Source organism: Sphingopyxis sp. LC81 (assembly GCF_000756375.1).
Classification (GTDB): Bacteria; Pseudomonadota; Alphaproteobacteria; order Sphingomonadales; family Sphingomonadaceae; genus Sphingopyxis.
The window spans coordinates 174,453-189,954 of sequence record NZ_JNFD01000047.1; the positions used below are offsets into that span (position 1 = coordinate 174,453).

Here is a 15,502-nt window from a genome sequence, read left to right on the forward strand (position 1 = left end):
CGTTGCGTCGGCGCTTATTCAATATTCATCGAATATATCCGCGTCATTATCTTCGTTATTTTCTGTATTCGTCTTGACGATGCGATGGTGGATGGCAAGAAGGTTGGAATTCTCAGGGGGATTCCATGCATTACCAACGCTTTGCCGCTATCAGCCTCGGCTGCGCCCTGTTGTCCGCTTGCGGTGGCGGTGGCGGCGGGGGTGGCGGCGTCAATTCGACTTCGCCGCCACCGAGCGCAAACGCCAACAGTTCGCTCGTGAACTTGCAGTATAGCGAGGATTTCATCGGCCGCGCGGCGATCATCCGCTACAATGTTTCGCGGGCGACCGGCGGTGCGACGGTGCGCGATCCGCGCGAAAATCTGGGCGCGCAAATCCGCTATGACGCGGTGAACAAAACCTATCTTCTGGCTGGCACGACCTATCCGTCGTCGACCTTTGGTCCGGCCAACCGGGACGCCGCGTCGAGCGGCGCGGTCATCACCGCCTATGAGAAGGTCAGCGGCAACCGGCAGGAAAATCTGGCGCTATTCAATCCCGGTCCGGCCAACACCGAGCTGGCGCTCACCTATGCCAGCTATGGCGCGTTGCAGACGATCACCGACAATGGCGCGACCGTCGATGTTGCGACCGCCTTTTTCACCTATGGCGTCCAGACGGCGGCGAGCGACATGCCGCGGACCGGATCGGTCAATTATCGCACACGGATCGACGGCCAGTACGCCGACGCGACCGGCGTCTATTCGGTTTCGGGTCCGAGCAGCTTCTCCGCCAATTTCGGGGCGGGCACGATCGCCTTTTCGATGGATCCGGTCGGCCAGAATGTCGTCACCGGCGGCACGAAAAGCCTAGGGTCGCACACGATGACCGGGTCGATCGCCATCGGCAACCAGTTCAACGCCTCGACCGAGTTCAGCCGCCCTTATGGTAGCAGTGTCGCGGGCTATTTCTATGGCCCCGGCGCCGCCGAACTCGGTGGAACCTTCCTGATCAGGGACAACACGGGGGGAAGCGGCGCCGGCGCGGGCATCGTGGTTGGCAAGAAGAACTGATCGTTCCGGGCGGTGATCCTTTTTGCCCGAGCCCGTTCTGCCCGGCGCTTTTCATAGTCTACTTGCCCGGCGCAGGCAGCCGCGCGAGCCGGACGACGGCGAATCGGCCATCCATCGGGGGTGGTCCGAGGGGGGCGGGCTCGCAAGGGGCATTGCCCGATTGAAGCCCACTGGTTGCCGCGGACTTCAGCGTATCCGCAACCCGCCCTTCCACATCATCGTCGCGCGGCCCTGGACCGGCATGCCGTCGAAGGGGGTGTTGCCGGCCCACGCCGCCATCTTCTTGGCGTCGACCTGCCACGGCGTGCCCTCGTCGACGAGGATGAGGTCGGCTTCCTTGCCGACCGCGAGTGTACCGGCGTCGACGCCGAGCAGGCACGCGGGGGTGCCCGCGAGCAGTTCGAACAGGCGGCCGGGCGAGACATGGCCGTCGCGGACGAGGTTCAGGCCAAGCGCGAGCAGGGTTTCGGCGCCCGCCATGCCGGGCAAAGCTTCGGCGAAGGGCAGGCGCTTGTCCTCGGGGCCGCGCGGGTCGTGACCCGAGGCGAGGATGTCGATCGTGCCGTCGGCGATCGCCGCGAGGCACGCGTGACGATCTTCCTCGCTGCGGAGCGGCGGCGACAGGCGCGCGAAGGTGCGGAAATCGCCGATCGCGGTGTCGGAGAGCAACAGATGCGCGGGGGTGATGCCGCAGAGGACGGGCAGCCCCTTCGCCTTCGCGGCGCGGATCAGGTCGAGTCCGCGTGCGGTGGTGACCTGGCGGAAATGGACGGGGGCGCCGGTTTCCTCGACGAGCGCGAGATCGCGCGCGATCGCGATCGCCTCCGCAATGGCGGGGGCGGAGGCGAGGCCGAGGCGCGTCGCCATCTCGCCGTCGGTCGCGACCGCGCCGGCGGTGAGACCCTCGTCCTCGGCATGGATGATCGTGACGAGCCCGAGCGAGGCGGCGTAAGCGAGCACGCGGCGCATCACGCCGCTGTCGGCGATGCGCGCGCGGCCGGTGGCGATCGCGCGCGCGCCCGCCTGTTTCATCAGGCCGATTTCGGCGAGTTCGGTGCCCGCGAGGCCCTTGGTCGCGGCGGCGAGCGGGTGGACCCAAAGGTCGGGCTTGCCGCCCTTGGCGGCGCGTTCGACCAGCCCTGCGCCGTCGAGCGGGCCGTTGTCGGGCATCAGCGCGGCGCGCGTGATGCCGCCGAAGTGGAAGGCGGGCTTGTCGGTCGCGAAGACGCCGAGGTCGATGATGCCGGGGGCGAGCCATTGGCCCTTCGCGTTGATGGTCTCGGTGCCTTCGGGGATTTCGGTGGGATCGAGCGCGGCGATGCGGCCATCGACGACGAGCAGGCTGCCCGGGCGGGGCGTGTCGCCGTCGACCAGCAAGGCGTTCGCGATGTAGAGCGGCTTTAGTTCCATCCGACGACTCCCCGCTTGCGGCGGGTCAATATGTCGAGGCACGCCATGCGCACGGCGACCCCCATTTCGACCTGTTCGGTGATCGTCGAGCGGACGGGATCGTCGGCGACATTGCTGTCGATTTCGACCCCGCGGTTCATCGGGCCGGGGTGCATGACGATCGCATCGGGTTTCGCTTTCTCGAGGCGTTTCTCGGTGAGGCCGTAGAGCGCGTGATATTCGCGCGCGCTGGGGAGGTAGGCGCCGTCCATGCGTTCATTCTGGAGGCGGAGCATCATCACGACGTCGGCGTCCTTGATGCCCTCGTCCATGTCGGTGAAGGTCGTCACATGCATGCGCTCGATCGCGGGCGGGGTGAGCGTCGGCGGGGCGACGACGCGCACTTCGTTGCCGAGCAGGGTGAGCGCGAGGATGTTCGAGCGCGCGACGCGGCTGTGGAGGACGTCGCCGCAGATGGCAATGGTGAGGCCCTCGACGCGGCCGAGGCGGCGGCGGATGGTGAGCGCGTCGAGCAAGGCCTGCGTCGGATGCTCGTGGCGGCCGTCGCCCGCGTTGAGCACGGGGCAGTCGACCTTATCGGCGATAAGCTGAACCGCGCCCGAGCTGCCGTGACGGATCACCATCGCGTCGGCGCGCATCGCGTTCAGCGTCATCGCGGTGTCGATCAGCGTTTCGCCCTTCTTCACGCTCGACTGCGCGGCGTGCATGTTGACGACGTCGGCGCCGAGGCGCTTGCCCGCGATTTCGAACGAAAGGAGCGTGCGCGTCGAATTTTCGAAAAAGGCGTTGATGATCGTGAGGCCCGCGAGCCGGTCATCATGCTTGGCGGCGCCGCTGCGGTTCAGGTCGACCCATTGCTCGGCGGCGTCGAGGACGTAGGAAATTTCCCACGGGGTGAGCTGGGCGATGCCGATCAGGTGGCGATGGCGAAAGGCATCGCCGCCGGGCGGATAGTCGCTGGCGGGTCGGAGTGTGGAGCTTGTCATTAAAGCCGAGCGTTTAGGGGCCGAGGGTGATTCTAGCAAGTAAAGATCGGCCGTGGCCCCCGCGAAGGCGGGGGCCGCTGGAGAGGTAGCGCAAGGCCGACAGCGGCCCCCGCCTTCGCGGGGGCCACGGCTATTTATTGAGCGCCCAGAGCGCGAGCAGGACGAGTTCGAGGATCAGGATCGCGATCATCCGCGCCGCGAAAGGCTGCTTGCGCGTCTTGTGCCGGACGAAGCGCGAGGCGGCGAAGGTGCCGGGTGCGCCGCCGAGCAGCGACCAGCCGAGGAGGGTGGTTTCGGAAATGCGCCGCGCGCCGCTTTCGGCGAATTTCTTGTCGAGAATCATGAGCACGAACGCGATCAGGTTCGCGGCGATCAGCCAATAGAGGATATATGCGGTCAACCGCGCGTCATCGCGTCGATCGCGCCCTGCAGGATGAACGCCGCCGCGGCGCTGTCGACGCGCTCCGCCCGTTTGGCGCGGCTGACGTCGGCGGCGATCATCGCGCGCTCGACCGCGGCGGTCGACCAGCGTTCGTCCCAGAGCAGCAAGGGAAGGCCGAGCGGCGCAAGGTTGCGCGCGAAGGCGCGGGTGCTTTGGGTGCGCGGGCTGTCGGTGCCGTCCATGTTGAGCGGCAGGCCGACGACGAGGCCGACGATATTATGCTGTGCGATGAGGGCTTTTAGCGTTTCGAGATCGACCGAGAATTTCTTGCGGATGATCGTCTTGTCGGGGGTCGCGAAGCTCCAGTTCGTGTCGCAGAAGGCGACGCCGATCGTCTTGGTGCCGACGTCGAGCCCCATCATGCGGCCGCCGGTCGGGAAGTGGGCGGCGAAATCGGGGGCGGCGGGGGTGATCATCACCGCCTCTCTACCCGTTCGTGTCGAGCGAAGTCGAGACACCGTGAAGGCATGGACCCCCGATGGGCATCTCGACTTCGCTCGATGCGAACGGATTAGGATTTGGCCGCGGGAGTCGCCGGAGGCGCCGGCGGCGTAACCGGCGTCGCGGCCGGCGGCACCGGCGAGGGCTTGCCCTGATAGGTCGCGAGGCGGCGGAGCGCGTCGGCGCGGACGTTCGCCCAGAAGAGGGTGATGTCGTAGACGTGGTAATTGTTGCCGGGGAGCACATAGCCCGCGACGACGTAATTTTTGGCGATATCGGCATCGCCGATCATCAGGAAACCGCGCGTGTCGTCGCATTTGGCGCCGATCTTGCCCGCGATCAGCGATCCCGACTTGAAGCCTTCGGTTGGCTTGAGCGTCCCGATATTCGCCTCGGGCGGCGCCTCGGTGTCGGGGATGCCGGTGAGCGGATTGGTGCAGAGCATTCGCGTTTCGGCGCGCGGGCGGCCGTCGAAACCGATCGTGCCGTCATAGGCGCCGGTGACCATCGCGGGATCGGCGGGCTCAGCGAAACTCGCCCAGCCGATGATGCAGCCCTTTTGCTCGGGGGTCTGGCATGCGGGCAGGCCGAGCCCGGCGATGTCGGTGTCGAGGCTGACCGGCCAGCCGATGACGTATGCCGCGACGATGCGCTTGGCGAGCGGGGTGCCGGCGATCTTGTTTTTGAGCAATGTGGTGAGGTGCAGCGCGCCCTGGCTGTGGCCCGCGAGGATGATCGGCTTGTTCTTCGGCTGCGCGGCGAGGAAGGCGTCGAACGCCTCCTCGACATCGCGATAGGCCGAATCGATCGCTTTGCCCGCGGTGACGCGGTCCTGCGCCAGGAAAGCGCCGAGCGTCGCCTGACGATAGCGCGGCGCCCAGATTTCGCCCGCGTCGGCAAAGGCGCTCGCCATGCCCTGTACGAACAGGTTGGCGCGGTGGTCGGAATCGCGATCCTCGAGCGGTGCGTTCCAGCTCGAGCGGCTGTAATAGCTTGTCGGGTGGACGAAGAAGACCGCGGCGTCGCCCTTGGGGAAGGGGGCTTCGGTTGCAGCCTCGGCGGCCTTTGCGGGCGGGATCAGCGGCGTGGCGGATTTTTCGCCGGGAAGCTCGGTGCCGGGGGTTTCGCTGCCGTCGGCGGCGGGGCGCCATGCCGACGGGTCGTTTTCCATGCCCGGGCGTGCGAACCACATTTTGGGGTCTTCATAGGCGTTCGGCGCGACGGCCGCTTGCGGCTTGAATTCGGTGCTGGGGACGAAGGCGGTGCGCGCGATCCAGCCCGGGAAGAGCTGGTACACGACCCCGGCGGCGACGATCAGCAGGATGATGGCAGCGATAATGTAGAGGAATTTGCGGGCCAAATGGGCGCTCCATGGGGGAGGGGAGACGGATTTCGGGCCTCTCTAGCCGCTCCTGTGCCCGCCTACAAATAACTCGTCATGCTGAACTCGTTTCAGCATCCATGGTCATAACTCGCGGCCTCGGGCCATGGATCCTGAAACAAGTTCAGGATGATGAGGTTACGCGATAGGCTGAGCGCATGACCGACACGACCGCACCCGCCGTCCCCGATTCGCCCGCCCGATCGCCGGGCGTTTCGGCGCGCCTCGACGACAACGACCTGCCGTGGCCGCTACGCCCGTGGATCATGGCGGCGATCTGCGCTGCCGCGGGCTTGGCGTTCCACCTGTTGATCGACCATCATTATGACGACACGCTGGCCGACTGGCGTAGCGCACTGGCGACCGCGGTTGCGGTGGCGGCGGTGGTGTTCGTGCTCGGCGTCGAGCTGCGCCGCTGGCATTGGGCGCTGGGGTTCGCGCTCGGCTGGGGCGCGATCCTCGGGCTGATCGCGTGGCAGACGGCGGCGTATAATATTCAGGGTAACCCCGTCGAATGGCCTTTCTGGTCGGGGATGCTCGCGGTGCTCGTCGCGACGCCTTTGTTCCAGACGCGGCGCGACGTCGCGCCCGACTGGCGCTTCTGGAAACTGTGGCAGATGCCGTACGCGCGATTGCACAGCCATGCGTGGACCGATGCGGTGATTGGGGCGGCGAGCCTGGCGTTCGTCGGCATCACCTTCCTGCTCACAGTGCTGATCGGGCAGATGTTCAAGCTGATCGGGATCAACCTGATCTTCGACTTGCTCAATGACGAATGGTTCGGCTGGATGCTCGCGGGCGCGGCGTTCGGCGGCGCGGTCGGCCTGCTGCGCGAGCGCGACAAGCTCGTCGCGACGTTGCAGCGGCTGGTGATGATCGTGCTGGCGGTGCTGGCGCCGGTTTTGGCTGTGGCGTTGGTGCTGTTCCTGCTCTCGCTCGCGGGGACGGGGCTGCAGAAGCTTTGGGATTCGGGCTTTTCGACCGCGGCGGTGATGATGGCGGCGGCGGCGTTCGCGGTGCTGCTCGCCAATGCGGTGATCGGCAATGGCAGCGACGACCGCGCAACGAGCCCGGCGCTGCGCTGGGCGGCGCCGGTGCTGGTGGTTGCGGTGCTGCCGCTGGCGGGGATCGCCTATTATTCGATGCATTTGCGGGTGATCCAATATGGATGGACCCCCGAGCGCATCTGGGGGGTGATCGCTGCGGTCATCGCGCTGGCTTATGGCATTGCGGGCGTGTGGGCGGTCGTGAAGGGACGGCGCGATTTCGACGATTGGCTGCGGCCGATGCAACAGAAGCTCGCGATCGGGCTGGCGTTGCTCGCGCTGTTCCTGGCGCTGCCGATCCTCGATTTCGGGGCGATTTCGGCGCGCGATCAGCTGGCGCGGCTGAAAAGCGGAGCGACGCCGGCCGAGAAATTCGACTGGGCGGCGATGGCGTTCGATTTCGGGCCGAGCGGGCGGGCGGCGTTGAAGGAACTCGAGCGTTCGCCCATCAAGGCCCGCGCCGATGCGGCGAAGGCGGCGCTGACGGCAAAGAATCGTTGGGATTTGACGGGGCCTGACGGTCCGACCCTGCTCAAGCCCTTTGCCGAGCGGCTGCGCGTCGTTCCGGCGGAGCGGGCGTTGCCACCCGAGGCGCTCGAGCGCGTGTCGGGCAGTTACATGTGCAGCCGGGCAAAGGCGTGCGTCGCGGTGTGGCTCGACGACAAGCGGATCGGCGTACTCGGGCAGAACGAGCCGGGCGATTCGCTCAATTTCGATTTCGTGACGCAGAATGATGCCGGGCAATGGGTGCAGGGCGATTGGGCGAAGGCGTCGCCGGCCAAAAAGCCGCCGGTCGACCTGTCAAAGGCGCGGATCGAGGTCGAGACGGTGCAGCAACGCCGCCTGTCGGTGGACGGGGTGCCGGAATCCGGCACTTTCGAGTAGCCGCACCTTGAAGCGCGCGGGGCGGGATGCTAGCGGCGCGGCTTCGTTAAAGTTAGGGCGATCATGTCAATCGATCAGGCAACAGTAAGGAAAATCGCGTCGCTGGCGCGCATCGCGATCAGCGATGCCGAAGCCGCCGCGATGGAAGGCGAATTGAACGGCATCTTGGGCTGGGTCGAGCAACTCGGCGAGGTCGATGTGACCGGGGTCGAGCCGATGACCGCGGTGATCCCGAACCATCTGCGGCTGCGCGACGATGTCGTCGACGCCGACCCGCTGACCGGCGGCGGCCGCCGTGACGATGTGCTGGCGAATGCGCCCGCGCCGCAGCACGGCTTTTTCGGTGTTCCCAAGGTGATCGAATAATGACCGATCTTACGAATCTTACCGTCGCGCAGATCCGCGACGGGCACCGCGCGGGCGATTTCAGCGCCGTCGAGGTCGCCGAGGCGTTCAACGCCAATGTCGCGGGCGCGAAGGCGCTGAATGCGTTTATCGTCGAGACGCCCGAGCATGCGCTCGCGGCGGCGAAGGCGGCCGATGCCGATCGTGCGGCGGGGACGCTCAAGCCCTTGTCGGGCGTGCCGATCGGGATGAAGGATCTGTTCGCGACCAACGGCGTCCAGACAACGGCGGCGAGCCATATGCTCGAAGGCTTTGTGCCGCGCTATGAATCGACGGTGTCGGCGAAGCTGTGGGATGCGGGTTGCGGCATGCTGGGCAAGCTGAACCTCGACCAGTTCGCGATGGGATCGTCGAACGAGACGAGCTATTTCGGCAATGTCATCAGCCCGTGGAAGCGCAACGACGGCGGCAATGCCGCGCTCGCGCCGGGCGGTTCGTCGGGCGGGTCTTCGTCGGCGATCGCGGCGCGGCTGTGCCCCGCGGCGACGGGAACCGACACCGGCGGCTCGATCCGCCAGCCCGCGGCGTTCGTGGGGATCAGCGGGATCAAGCCGACCTATGGCCGTTGCTCGCGCTGGGGCATTGTGGCCTTCGCGAGCTCGCTCGATCAGGCGGGGCCGATGGCGCGCGACGTCAAGGATTGCGCGATCATGCTCGAAAATATGGCGGGCTTCGATCCGAAGGACGCGACGAGCCTCGATATGGCGGTGCCCAATTGGGAAGCCGCTTTGTCGAGTGATCTCAAGGGCAAGACGGTCGGTATTCCCAAGGAATATCGGCTTGACGGCATCGATCCCGACATCGACGCGATGTGGGATGCGGGCATCGCGATGCTGAAGGATGCGGGGGCCGAGGTCGTCGAGATCAGCCTGCCGCACACGAAGTATGCGCTGCCGGCCTATTATATCATCGCGCCCGCAGAGGCGTCGTCGAACCTCGCGCGTTATGATGGCGTGCGTTATGGTTTGCGCGATCTGCCGCAGGGTGCTGGGTTGCAGGACATGTACGCCGCGACGCGCGCCGACGGCTTCGGGCCCGAGGTCAAGCGCCGCATCATGATCGGCACCTATGTGCTGTCGGCGGGCTTCTACGACGCCTATTATACGCAGGCGCAGAAGGTGCGGACGCTGATCGCGCGCGATTTCGAGCAGGCGTTCGGGGTGTGCGACGTGATCCTCGCGCCGACCGCGCCGTCGGCGGCGTTCGGGCTGGGCGAAAAGACCGCCGATCCGCTGTCGATGTACCTCAACGACGTGTTCGCGGTGCCCGCGAGCCTCGCCGGGCTACCCGCGATGTCGGTCCCCGCGGCGCTGAACCGCGAAGGGCTGCCGCTGGGGCTGCAGATCATCGGCAAGGCGTTCGACGAGCAGGGCGTGCTCAACGCCGGGCTGGCTATTGAAGAGCGGGCGGGCTTCAACGCGCGCGCCGAAAAGTGGTGGTAAGATGAGCGATTATCGCATCAAGGGCGAAACCGGTGAGTGGGAGGTCGTGATCGGCCTTGAGGTCCATGCGCAGGTCACTTCCAACGCCAAGCTGTTCTCGGGCGCCGCGACGGCGTTCGGGGCCGAGCCGAACACGCAGGTGTCGCTGATCGACGCGGCGATGCCCGGCATGCTGCCGGTGCCGAACCGCGAGTGCATCCGCCAGGCGGTGCGCACCGGCATGGCGATCGAGGCGCAGATCAACAAATGGTCGCGGTTCGACCGCAAGAATTATTTCTATGCCGACCTGCCGCAGGGCTATCAGATTTCGCAGCTTTATCATCCGCTTGTCGGCGAAGGTTCGCTGACGATCGCAGCCGATGAAAAGGCCGGAATCCCGGGCGACAAGGTGATCGGGATCGAGCGCATCCATGTCGAGCAGGATGCCGGCAAGCTGATGCACGACCAGCATCCGACGATGTCCTACGTCGACCTCAACCGGTCGGGCGTCGCGCTGATGGAGATCGTCTCGCGCCCCGACATGCGTTCGCCGGCGGAAGCAGGGGCGTATGTGCGCAAGCTGCGCTCGATCCTGCGCTATGTCGGGTCGTGCGACGGCAATATGGAAGAGGGCTCGATGCGCGCCGACGTCAACGTGTCGGTCCGCAAGCCCGGCGACGAATTCGGGACGCGCACCGAGACGAAGAACGTCAATTCGGTGCGCTTCGTGATGGCGGTGATCGAGGGCGAGGCGAAGCGCCAGGTCGAGCTGATCGAAAGCGGCGGCACCGTGGTGCAGGAAACGCGGCTGTACGATCCCGATCGCAACGAGACGCGGTCGATGCGGTCGAAGGAAGACGCGCATGATTACCGCTACTTCCCCGATCCCGATCTGTTGCCGCTCGAGCTCGACGATGCGTTTCTGGCCGAGTGCCGCGAGTCCTTGCCCGAACTGCCCGACGCCAAGCGTGCGCGCTATCTGGCGGCGGGGATTTCGCCCTATAACGCCGATGTGCTGACCGCCGAGGTCGAGGCGGCGCGCTGGTTCGATACGCTGCTCGATGCGGGCGCGAAGCCCGTTGCTGCGGCGAACTGGGTGACGAGCGAATTGTTCGGCGCGCTCAACCGCATGGGCCGCGACATTTCGGATTCGCCGGTATCGCCCGAGCATGCCGCCGAACTGCTCGGCCTCGTCGCCGACGGCACGATTTCGGGGACGATCGCCAAGGCGGTGTTCGAAAAGATGCTCGAAAGCGGCGACGCCGCGGGGCTGATCGTCGAGCGCGACGGGCTGAAACAGACGAGCGACACCGGCGCGATCGAGGCCGAAATCGCCAAGATCCTGACCGCCAATGCCGACAAGGTCGAGCAGTATAAGGGCGGCAAGGAAGCGCTGTTCGGCTTCTTCGTCGGGCAGACGATGAAGGCGATGCAGGGCAAGGCGAACCCGCAGGTCGTCAACGAGTTGCTGAAGAAGGCGCTCGGCTGAGGATGCGCGCGGCCCTTCGCGCGCTCCTGACCCTCTGGCTGCTGATCGCCGGTGCTGCCTTCGCGCGCGCCGAGACGGTCGTCTTCACCGACGTCAATGTCGTGCCGATGGACCGCGAGCGCGTGATTCCGCGCACGACGGTGATCGTCACCGACGGCCAGATCGCCAGCATCGGTGTCATGGCGAAGCTGCCCGCGGGGACGCCGGTGGTGGACGGCAAGGGTGCCTGGCTGGTGCCCGGCCTCGCCGATATGCACAATCATGTGACGAGCCGCGACGATCTGGCGCTGCTGCTGGCCAATGGCGTCACGACGATGCTCAACATGGGCGAGGCGACCAACGCCTTCGCCGGGCGGACGCGGATCGCGGTGAACAAGGGCGAGGTGCCGGGGCCGCAGATTTTCACCGCGCTCGCGGTCGACGGTAATCCGCAATATGGCCATCTGGTGATCGCCACGCCGGCCGACGCACGCGCGATCGTCGGGATCGCCAAGGCCAACGGCTACAGCTTCATCAAGGTCTATACGAACCTGTCGGCGGACGCCTTTTCGGCGCTGGCGGATGAGGCGAAGGTGCAGCGCATCGGCGTCGTCGGGCATAATGTCGCGGCGGTCGGCCTCGCGAAACAGCTCGCGGCGGGGCAGGCGATGGTCGCGCATGTCGAGGAATTTTTCACCGGCTTCTTCCCCGCGCCGCCCGCCGACGACCAGCAGGCGCCGCCCGCTGACGCGCGGATCGCCGATGCGATCGCGCTGGTGAAGGCGCATGACGCTTTCGTCATCTCCGACCTCTTCACCTATCGGGCGATCGCGGCGCAGTTCGGCAAGCCCGAGGTCGTGAAAGCCTATCTTGCGGCGCCCGAGGCGCGTTACCTGTCGCCCGGCGACCGGATCGACTGGGCGCGGTCATCCTATCAGAAGAAGGCGGTCGACCTGTCGCGGCGCGTCGCGTTCGAGGCGCGCTTCGTGAAGGCGATGGCCGACGCGGGCGTGCCGCTGATCACCGGGGGCGATGCGCCGACGATTCCGGGGCTGGTGCCGGGCTTTGCGCTGCACGGCGAGATCGACGCGATGCTCGGCGCCGGGCTGACGCCGTGGCAGGTGCTGTCGGCGGCGACGCGCACGCCGGGCGCGTTCATCGCGAAGACGGTGCCGGGCGCGGCGAAGTTCGGCGTCGTGGCGCCGGGTTATCGCGCCGACCTGTTGCTCGTCGCCGAAAATCCGCTCGAAAAGCCCGGGACGCTCCGGTCGCCGCTTGGCGTGATGGCAAACGGGCGCTGGTTCGATGCGGCGGCGCTGAAGGCTATGCTGGACGAGGTCGCAGCGAGGCGCGTCGCCCCTTAAAAGCGCCTTTGCCCGGCGCCCCAATCGCCGCTGTCGCACTGGCCCGAGAAGTTGGTGATCGCCTGAATGGTGATGCGGCCCGAGCGGCGATCGACCGTCAGTTTCGGCTTGTTGAGACCGTTGATGCGGTAGCTGGCGGTAATGCGGTCGGGGGTGACGACCAGATTGTCGAGATCCCACCAGCCATGGTCGTCGCCGCTGTGGATCGGCGCGACAAGCTTGGGTCCAAGATGGATGCGGCCCTGATCGCCATAGAGTTCGATCTGGACCTCGCTGGTGAAGCCCTGCGCGGTGTTGCTGACCTCGTTGCTCCATTCCCACTTATGGTTCCATGGATTCCATTTGTAGGTCGGCTTGCTGGTGACGGTCGGGCGGGTGCCCGCGCCGTAACAGACGAGCACGAGCGAGTTCGGGTCGCGATAGCCGGTTTCGGCGGGACTCTCGTAGCTGTGCTGCTGCGGCGCGTAGGCCTCGCGCGGCGGGGTGTCGTCGCAATTTTCGGCGGGAACGCCGGTTAGTGCGCCGTAGCGGCCATCGACGGTCGAGACCGACAGGCAGCGGCCGGTTCGCTGATTCCACCAGAAGGTATAGCGTTGTTCGCCGACCGTGGTCGAGCGGCGCGCGATGTAGCCGCGCGCCAACAACTGCGTCTCGCCGCCCGCGGCGCGGGCACCGGCGAGGTCGGCGACATCGGGCGCCGACTGGGCAAGGGCGGCCGCCGGAAGCGCAGCGGGGGCGAGCATAAGGATAGCGAAAGTTAGACGCATGACGAAGGCTCCTGCTGCGGTGTGTCCGCTGGCGGTTATCAAGTTTTGCGGTGGGCAAAAAGCGGAAAAACGCTGAGGAGGCACGCTGGATTTGCGCGACCCGGTATCAGCGCTTTGCCTGCCAGGCCGAACGGCCTTCCTTGATGGTTTCCAGTACCTTAATATCCTTGATGCCGTCCACCGGCGTGGTCAGCGGGTTCTTGTCGAGGATCACGAAATCGGCGAGCAGGCCCGCTTTGATGCGGCCCTTGCGGTCCTCCTCGAACGCCTGCCACGCGGGGCCGGTGGTGAGCGCCTGCAGCGCTTCATAGGCGGTGAGGCGCTCGCCCGCGCCGCTGACGACGCCGGTCGGCGAGACGCGCGCCATCGACGTCCAGAGCATGAAGCGCGTGTCGAGCGGGGTGACGCTGAAGTCGCTGTGGTTCGACGCGATGAGGCCCGCGGCGCGCGCCGAGCGGAACGGACTGATGAAATCGACGACTTCCGCCGGAAAGTTGGTGCGGTGGACGTCGGCCCAATACCAGGCGTGGTTCGAGAAATAGGCGGGGCCGACGCCGATGCGGGTGTAGGCGGGAAGTTGGTCGCGGCGCTGGAACTGCGAATGGATGACGATCGGGCGGCGGTCGTCGGCGGCCTTGATGCCGAGCGCGTCGAAGCCCTTGATCGCCATGTCGATCGCGGCGTCGCCATTGGCGTGGACGAAGAGCTGCCAGCCGCGGTCGTTCGCCTTGCGCGCCAGGGCAAGAAATTCCGCGTCCGACATGCCGGGATGACCGTGCCAGGGATGATCGCCGGCGGGGCTGCCGCGCGCATAGTCGCGCGTGAAATAGCCGGTGCGCGCCTGCACCGATCCGTCGAGGATGAACTTGATCCCCTGCAATTTCACATGGTCCTGATAGACGCCGAACTTGCGGTCGGGCCCGGCGAGCAGCGCGTCGAGTTCGGTGTAGATGGGGAGCAGCGCGAGGTCGATCTTGAGCCGTTCGCGCGCCGCGGGGCTGGTAAGGAACGCGATGTCGGGGCGCTGCGTCGCACCGTCCTGCGCGTGGGTGTAGCCCTCGGCGAAATAGCGGTTCTGCGCCGCGTCGAGCGCCGCGAGCTTCTGCTCGGCGCTGGGCTGCGGCAGCTTGGCGAAGAGCAGGTGCATCGCCTTTTCGAGGAGGACGCCGTTCAGCTTGCCCGCGTCGTCGCGCAAGATCATCGCGCCGGGCGGAACGGGCGTGTTTTCGTCGATGCCCGCGGCCGCGAGCGCGGCGCTGTTCGCGACGGCGCCGTGCAGCGAGACGTGAAAGACGACGATCGGCCGGTCGCTGGCCACCGCGTCGAGTTCGGCGCGGGTGATGTGCCGCTTTTCCGCGAGCGCTTCATGGTCATATTGCCAGACGACGACCCAGCCGCCCTTGGGGAGCGGGCGCGCGGCGACATGATCGCGGATCGCGGCTTGCAGGCCCGCGATGTCGGTTACCGGCGGCCCCCCGCCATCGCGCAGGTCGAGTCCGCCCGCCATCATCGTCGCAAGGGTGAAATGCGAATGCGCGTCGATGAACCCGGGGAGCAGGGTGGCGCCCTTGAGATCGCGGACCGCCGCGTCCTTGCCCGCGGCTTTGCGGGCGTCCTTCTCGGAGCCCGCGAAGGCGATGCGGTCGCCGCGCGTGACGACGGCTTCGACGGTTTGCGGCGTGTCGCCGTCCATCGTGACGATCGAGCCGCCGCGGTAGAGGGTGGTTTCCTGCGCGGTGGCGACGGCGGTGGTTGCCAGGATCAGTGCGATAGCGGCGGCGAATCTCATTTCTTTCTCCCCTTCAGCGCATCGTGCGAAGGGTGAGGGGAGAGGTCAAGTATTCCTGAGCAATCTAACCTTCGTCATTCCCGCGAAGGCGGGAATCCCGCTAATGTAGCAAAAGCGGGATTCCCGCCTTCGCGGGAATGACGAGGGAAGGGGCGGTCAAACCTGCTGCGGCGGCACCTCATCCGGCCCGCGGCCGGGCTCGTCGATGTCGCCGCCGCCGGGGTTGCCGGGGATTTCGGTCGGCTGGCCGGCGGGGTCTTCGAGCGGGGTCGGCTGGGCCGGCTTTTCGGGGGGCGATTGCGGCTCGATCGTGTCGGGTTTCGGCTTGGGAAGCGGGTCGGGGCTGCTGGCCATGGTCTTTCTCCTTGGATTAACCAACGAACGGGCGCGGCGCATGTTCCGGCCACGGAATATGGGGCTTTGTGCCCTTGCCCTCGGCCACGCGTCTGCTATAGCCCCGCGCGGCCCGCACGGGCGTGCGCGGCAGCGCGCGATTTCGTGCACCCGGCCGAAAACACCTGCGGGCGTGGCGGAATTGGTAGACGCGCTGGTTTTAGGTACCAGTATCGCAAGATGTGGGGGTTCGAGTCCCTTCGCCCGCACCAATCTGCAATGCAGGCCGGGATCATGGGGAACTCCGCCGCT

General features: G+C 66.5%; 14 protein-coding genes and 1 tRNA gene. 7 read left to right on the top strand and 8 right to left on the bottom strand.

Annotated elements, in window-relative coordinates:
- Positions 1-125: 125 nt before the first annotated feature.
- Positions 126-1,052 (top strand): transferrin-binding protein-like solute binding protein, encoded by a 927-nt coding sequence (locus FG91_RS20570; protein WP_037518916.1) that lies wholly within the window; start codon positions 126-128, stop codon positions 1,050-1,052.
- 186 nt (positions 1,053-1,238) lie between these two features.
- On the opposite strand, the gene FG91_RS20575 is transcribed toward FG91_RS20570, so the two are convergent.
- The 5 genes from FG91_RS20575 to FG91_RS20595 form a co-directional block, all read right to left on the bottom strand.
- On the bottom strand, positions 1,239-2,462 hold the full coding sequence (locus FG91_RS20575; RefSeq protein WP_037518920.1) for a dihydroorotase: 1,224 nt from the start codon (positions 2,460-2,462) through the stop codon (positions 1,239-1,241).
- The gene (locus tag FG91_RS20580; RefSeq protein WP_037518923.1) at positions 2,453-3,448 is read right to left on the bottom strand and encodes an aspartate carbamoyltransferase catalytic subunit; all 996 of its coding nucleotides are present in this window, start codon (positions 3,446-3,448) and stop codon (positions 2,453-2,455) included. Before FG91_RS20580 ends, FG91_RS20575 begins: the two co-directional genes overlap by 10 nt.
- A gap of 130 nt (positions 3,449-3,578) precedes the next feature.
- Positions 3,579-3,848 (bottom strand): DUF1294 domain-containing protein, encoded by a 270-nt coding sequence (locus FG91_RS20585; protein WP_037518925.1) that lies wholly within the window; start codon positions 3,846-3,848, stop codon positions 3,579-3,581.
- The gene (gene ruvX, locus FG91_RS20590; RefSeq protein WP_037518927.1) at positions 3,845-4,306 is read right to left on the bottom strand and encodes a Holliday junction resolvase RuvX; all 462 of its coding nucleotides are present in this window, start codon (positions 4,304-4,306) and stop codon (positions 3,845-3,847) included. The genes FG91_RS20585 and ruvX overlap by 4 nt, the downstream gene beginning before the upstream one ends.
- A 95-nt stretch (positions 4,307-4,401) precedes the next feature.
- The gene (locus FG91_RS20595) at positions 4,402-5,691 is read right to left on the bottom strand and encodes a DUF3089 domain-containing protein (RefSeq protein ID WP_037518929.1); all 1,290 of its coding nucleotides are present in this window, start codon (positions 5,689-5,691) and stop codon (positions 4,402-4,404) included.
- A gap of 179 nt (positions 5,692-5,870) precedes the next feature.
- Here FG91_RS20595 and FG91_RS20600 point away from each other — a divergent pair, with 179 nt between their 5' ends.
- The 5 genes from FG91_RS20600 to FG91_RS20620 all read left to right on the top strand — a co-directional run bounded on the left by FG91_RS20600 (position 5,871) and on the right by FG91_RS20620 (position 12,301).
- Positions 5,871-7,643, top strand: coding sequence for a DUF4153 domain-containing protein (locus FG91_RS20600; RefSeq protein ID WP_037518932.1), 1,773 nt, complete (start codon positions 5,871-5,873; stop codon positions 7,641-7,643).
- A gap of 63 nt (positions 7,644-7,706) precedes the next feature.
- Positions 7,707-8,009 carry an Asp-tRNA(Asn)/Glu-tRNA(Gln) amidotransferase subunit GatC gene (gene gatC / locus FG91_RS20605; RefSeq protein ID WP_037518935.1) on the top strand — a complete coding sequence of 101 codons (303 nt, stop codon included), beginning with the start codon at positions 7,707-7,709 and terminating at the stop codon, positions 8,007-8,009.
- Positions 8,009-9,490 (top strand): Asp-tRNA(Asn)/Glu-tRNA(Gln) amidotransferase subunit GatA, encoded by a 1,482-nt coding sequence (gatA, locus tag FG91_RS20610; protein ID WP_037518938.1) that lies wholly within the window; start codon positions 8,009-8,011, stop codon positions 9,488-9,490. The genes gatC and gatA overlap by 1 nt, the downstream gene beginning before the upstream one ends.
- 1 nt (position 9,491) lies before the next feature.
- Positions 9,492-10,958 carry an Asp-tRNA(Asn)/Glu-tRNA(Gln) amidotransferase subunit GatB gene (gene gatB, locus FG91_RS20615; RefSeq protein ID WP_037518941.1) on the top strand — a complete coding sequence of 489 codons (1,467 nt, stop codon included), beginning with the start codon at positions 9,492-9,494 and terminating at the stop codon, positions 10,956-10,958.
- A 2-nt stretch (positions 10,959-10,960) separates the two neighbouring features.
- Positions 10,961-12,301 carry an amidohydrolase family protein gene (locus tag FG91_RS20620; RefSeq protein WP_052187989.1) on the top strand — a complete coding sequence of 447 codons (1,341 nt, stop codon included), beginning with the start codon at positions 10,961-10,963 and terminating at the stop codon, positions 12,299-12,301.
- Here FG91_RS20620 and FG91_RS20625 read toward each other — a convergent pair.
- From FG91_RS20625 to FG91_RS20635, 3 genes are all read right to left on the bottom strand, one after another.
- On the bottom strand, positions 12,298-13,068 hold the full coding sequence (locus FG91_RS20625) for a hypothetical protein (RefSeq protein WP_152568200.1): 771 nt from the start codon (positions 13,066-13,068) through the stop codon (positions 12,298-12,300). The two genes, FG91_RS20620 and FG91_RS20625, sit on opposite strands and share 4 nt — an antisense overlap.
- A gap of 106 nt (positions 13,069-13,174) precedes the next feature.
- The gene (locus tag FG91_RS20630; protein ID WP_052187990.1) at positions 13,175-14,857 is read right to left on the bottom strand and encodes an amidohydrolase; all 1,683 of its coding nucleotides are present in this window, start codon (positions 14,855-14,857) and stop codon (positions 13,175-13,177) included.
- Between the two features lie 156 nt (positions 14,858-15,013).
- The gene (locus FG91_RS20635; protein WP_037518946.1) at positions 15,014-15,211 is read right to left on the bottom strand and encodes a hypothetical protein; all 198 of its coding nucleotides are present in this window, start codon (positions 15,209-15,211) and stop codon (positions 15,014-15,016) included.
- Between the two features lie 166 nt (positions 15,212-15,377).
- Here FG91_RS20635 and FG91_RS20640 point away from each other — a divergent pair.
- A tRNA-Leu gene (locus FG91_RS20640) sits at positions 15,378-15,462 on the top strand.
- The last annotated feature ends 40 nt before the right edge of the window (positions 15,463-15,502 follow it).

Coding starts and splice junctions, on each gene's coding strand:
- FG91_RS20570 (WP_037518916.1), top strand. CDS start 126: ATGCATTACCAACGCTTTGCCGCTATCAGCCTCGGCTGCGCCCTGTTG.
- FG91_RS20575 (WP_037518920.1), bottom strand. CDS start 2,462: ATGGAACTAAAGCCGCTCTACATCGCGAACGCCTTGCTGGTCGACGGC.
- FG91_RS20580 (WP_037518923.1), bottom strand. CDS start 3,448: ATGACAAGCTCCACACTCCGACCCGCCAGCGACTATCCGCCCGGCGGC.
- ruvX (WP_037518927.1), bottom strand. CDS start 4,306: ATGATCACCCCCGCCGCCCCCGATTTCGCCGCCCACTTCCCGACCGGC.
- FG91_RS20600 (WP_037518932.1), top strand. CDS start 5,871: ATGACCGACACGACCGCACCCGCCGTCCCCGATTCGCCCGCCCGATCG.
- gatC (WP_037518935.1), top strand. CDS start 7,707: ATGTCAATCGATCAGGCAACAGTAAGGAAAATCGCGTCGCTGGCGCGC.
- gatA (WP_037518938.1), top strand. CDS start 8,009: ATGACCGATCTTACGAATCTTACCGTCGCGCAGATCCGCGACGGGCAC.
- gatB (WP_037518941.1), top strand. CDS start 9,492: ATGAGCGATTATCGCATCAAGGGCGAAACCGGTGAGTGGGAGGTCGTG.
- FG91_RS20620 (WP_052187989.1), top strand. CDS start 10,961: ATGCGCGCGGCCCTTCGCGCGCTCCTGACCCTCTGGCTGCTGATCGCC.
- FG91_RS20625 (WP_152568200.1), bottom strand. CDS start 13,068: ATGCGTCTAACTTTCGCTATCCTTATGCTCGCCCCCGCTGCGCTTCCG.
- FG91_RS20630 (WP_052187990.1), bottom strand. CDS start 14,857: ATGAGATTCGCCGCCGCTATCGCACTGATCCTGGCAACCACCGCCGTC.
- FG91_RS20635 (WP_037518946.1), bottom strand. CDS start 15,211: ATGGCCAGCAGCCCCGACCCGCTTCCCAAGCCGAAACCCGACACGATC.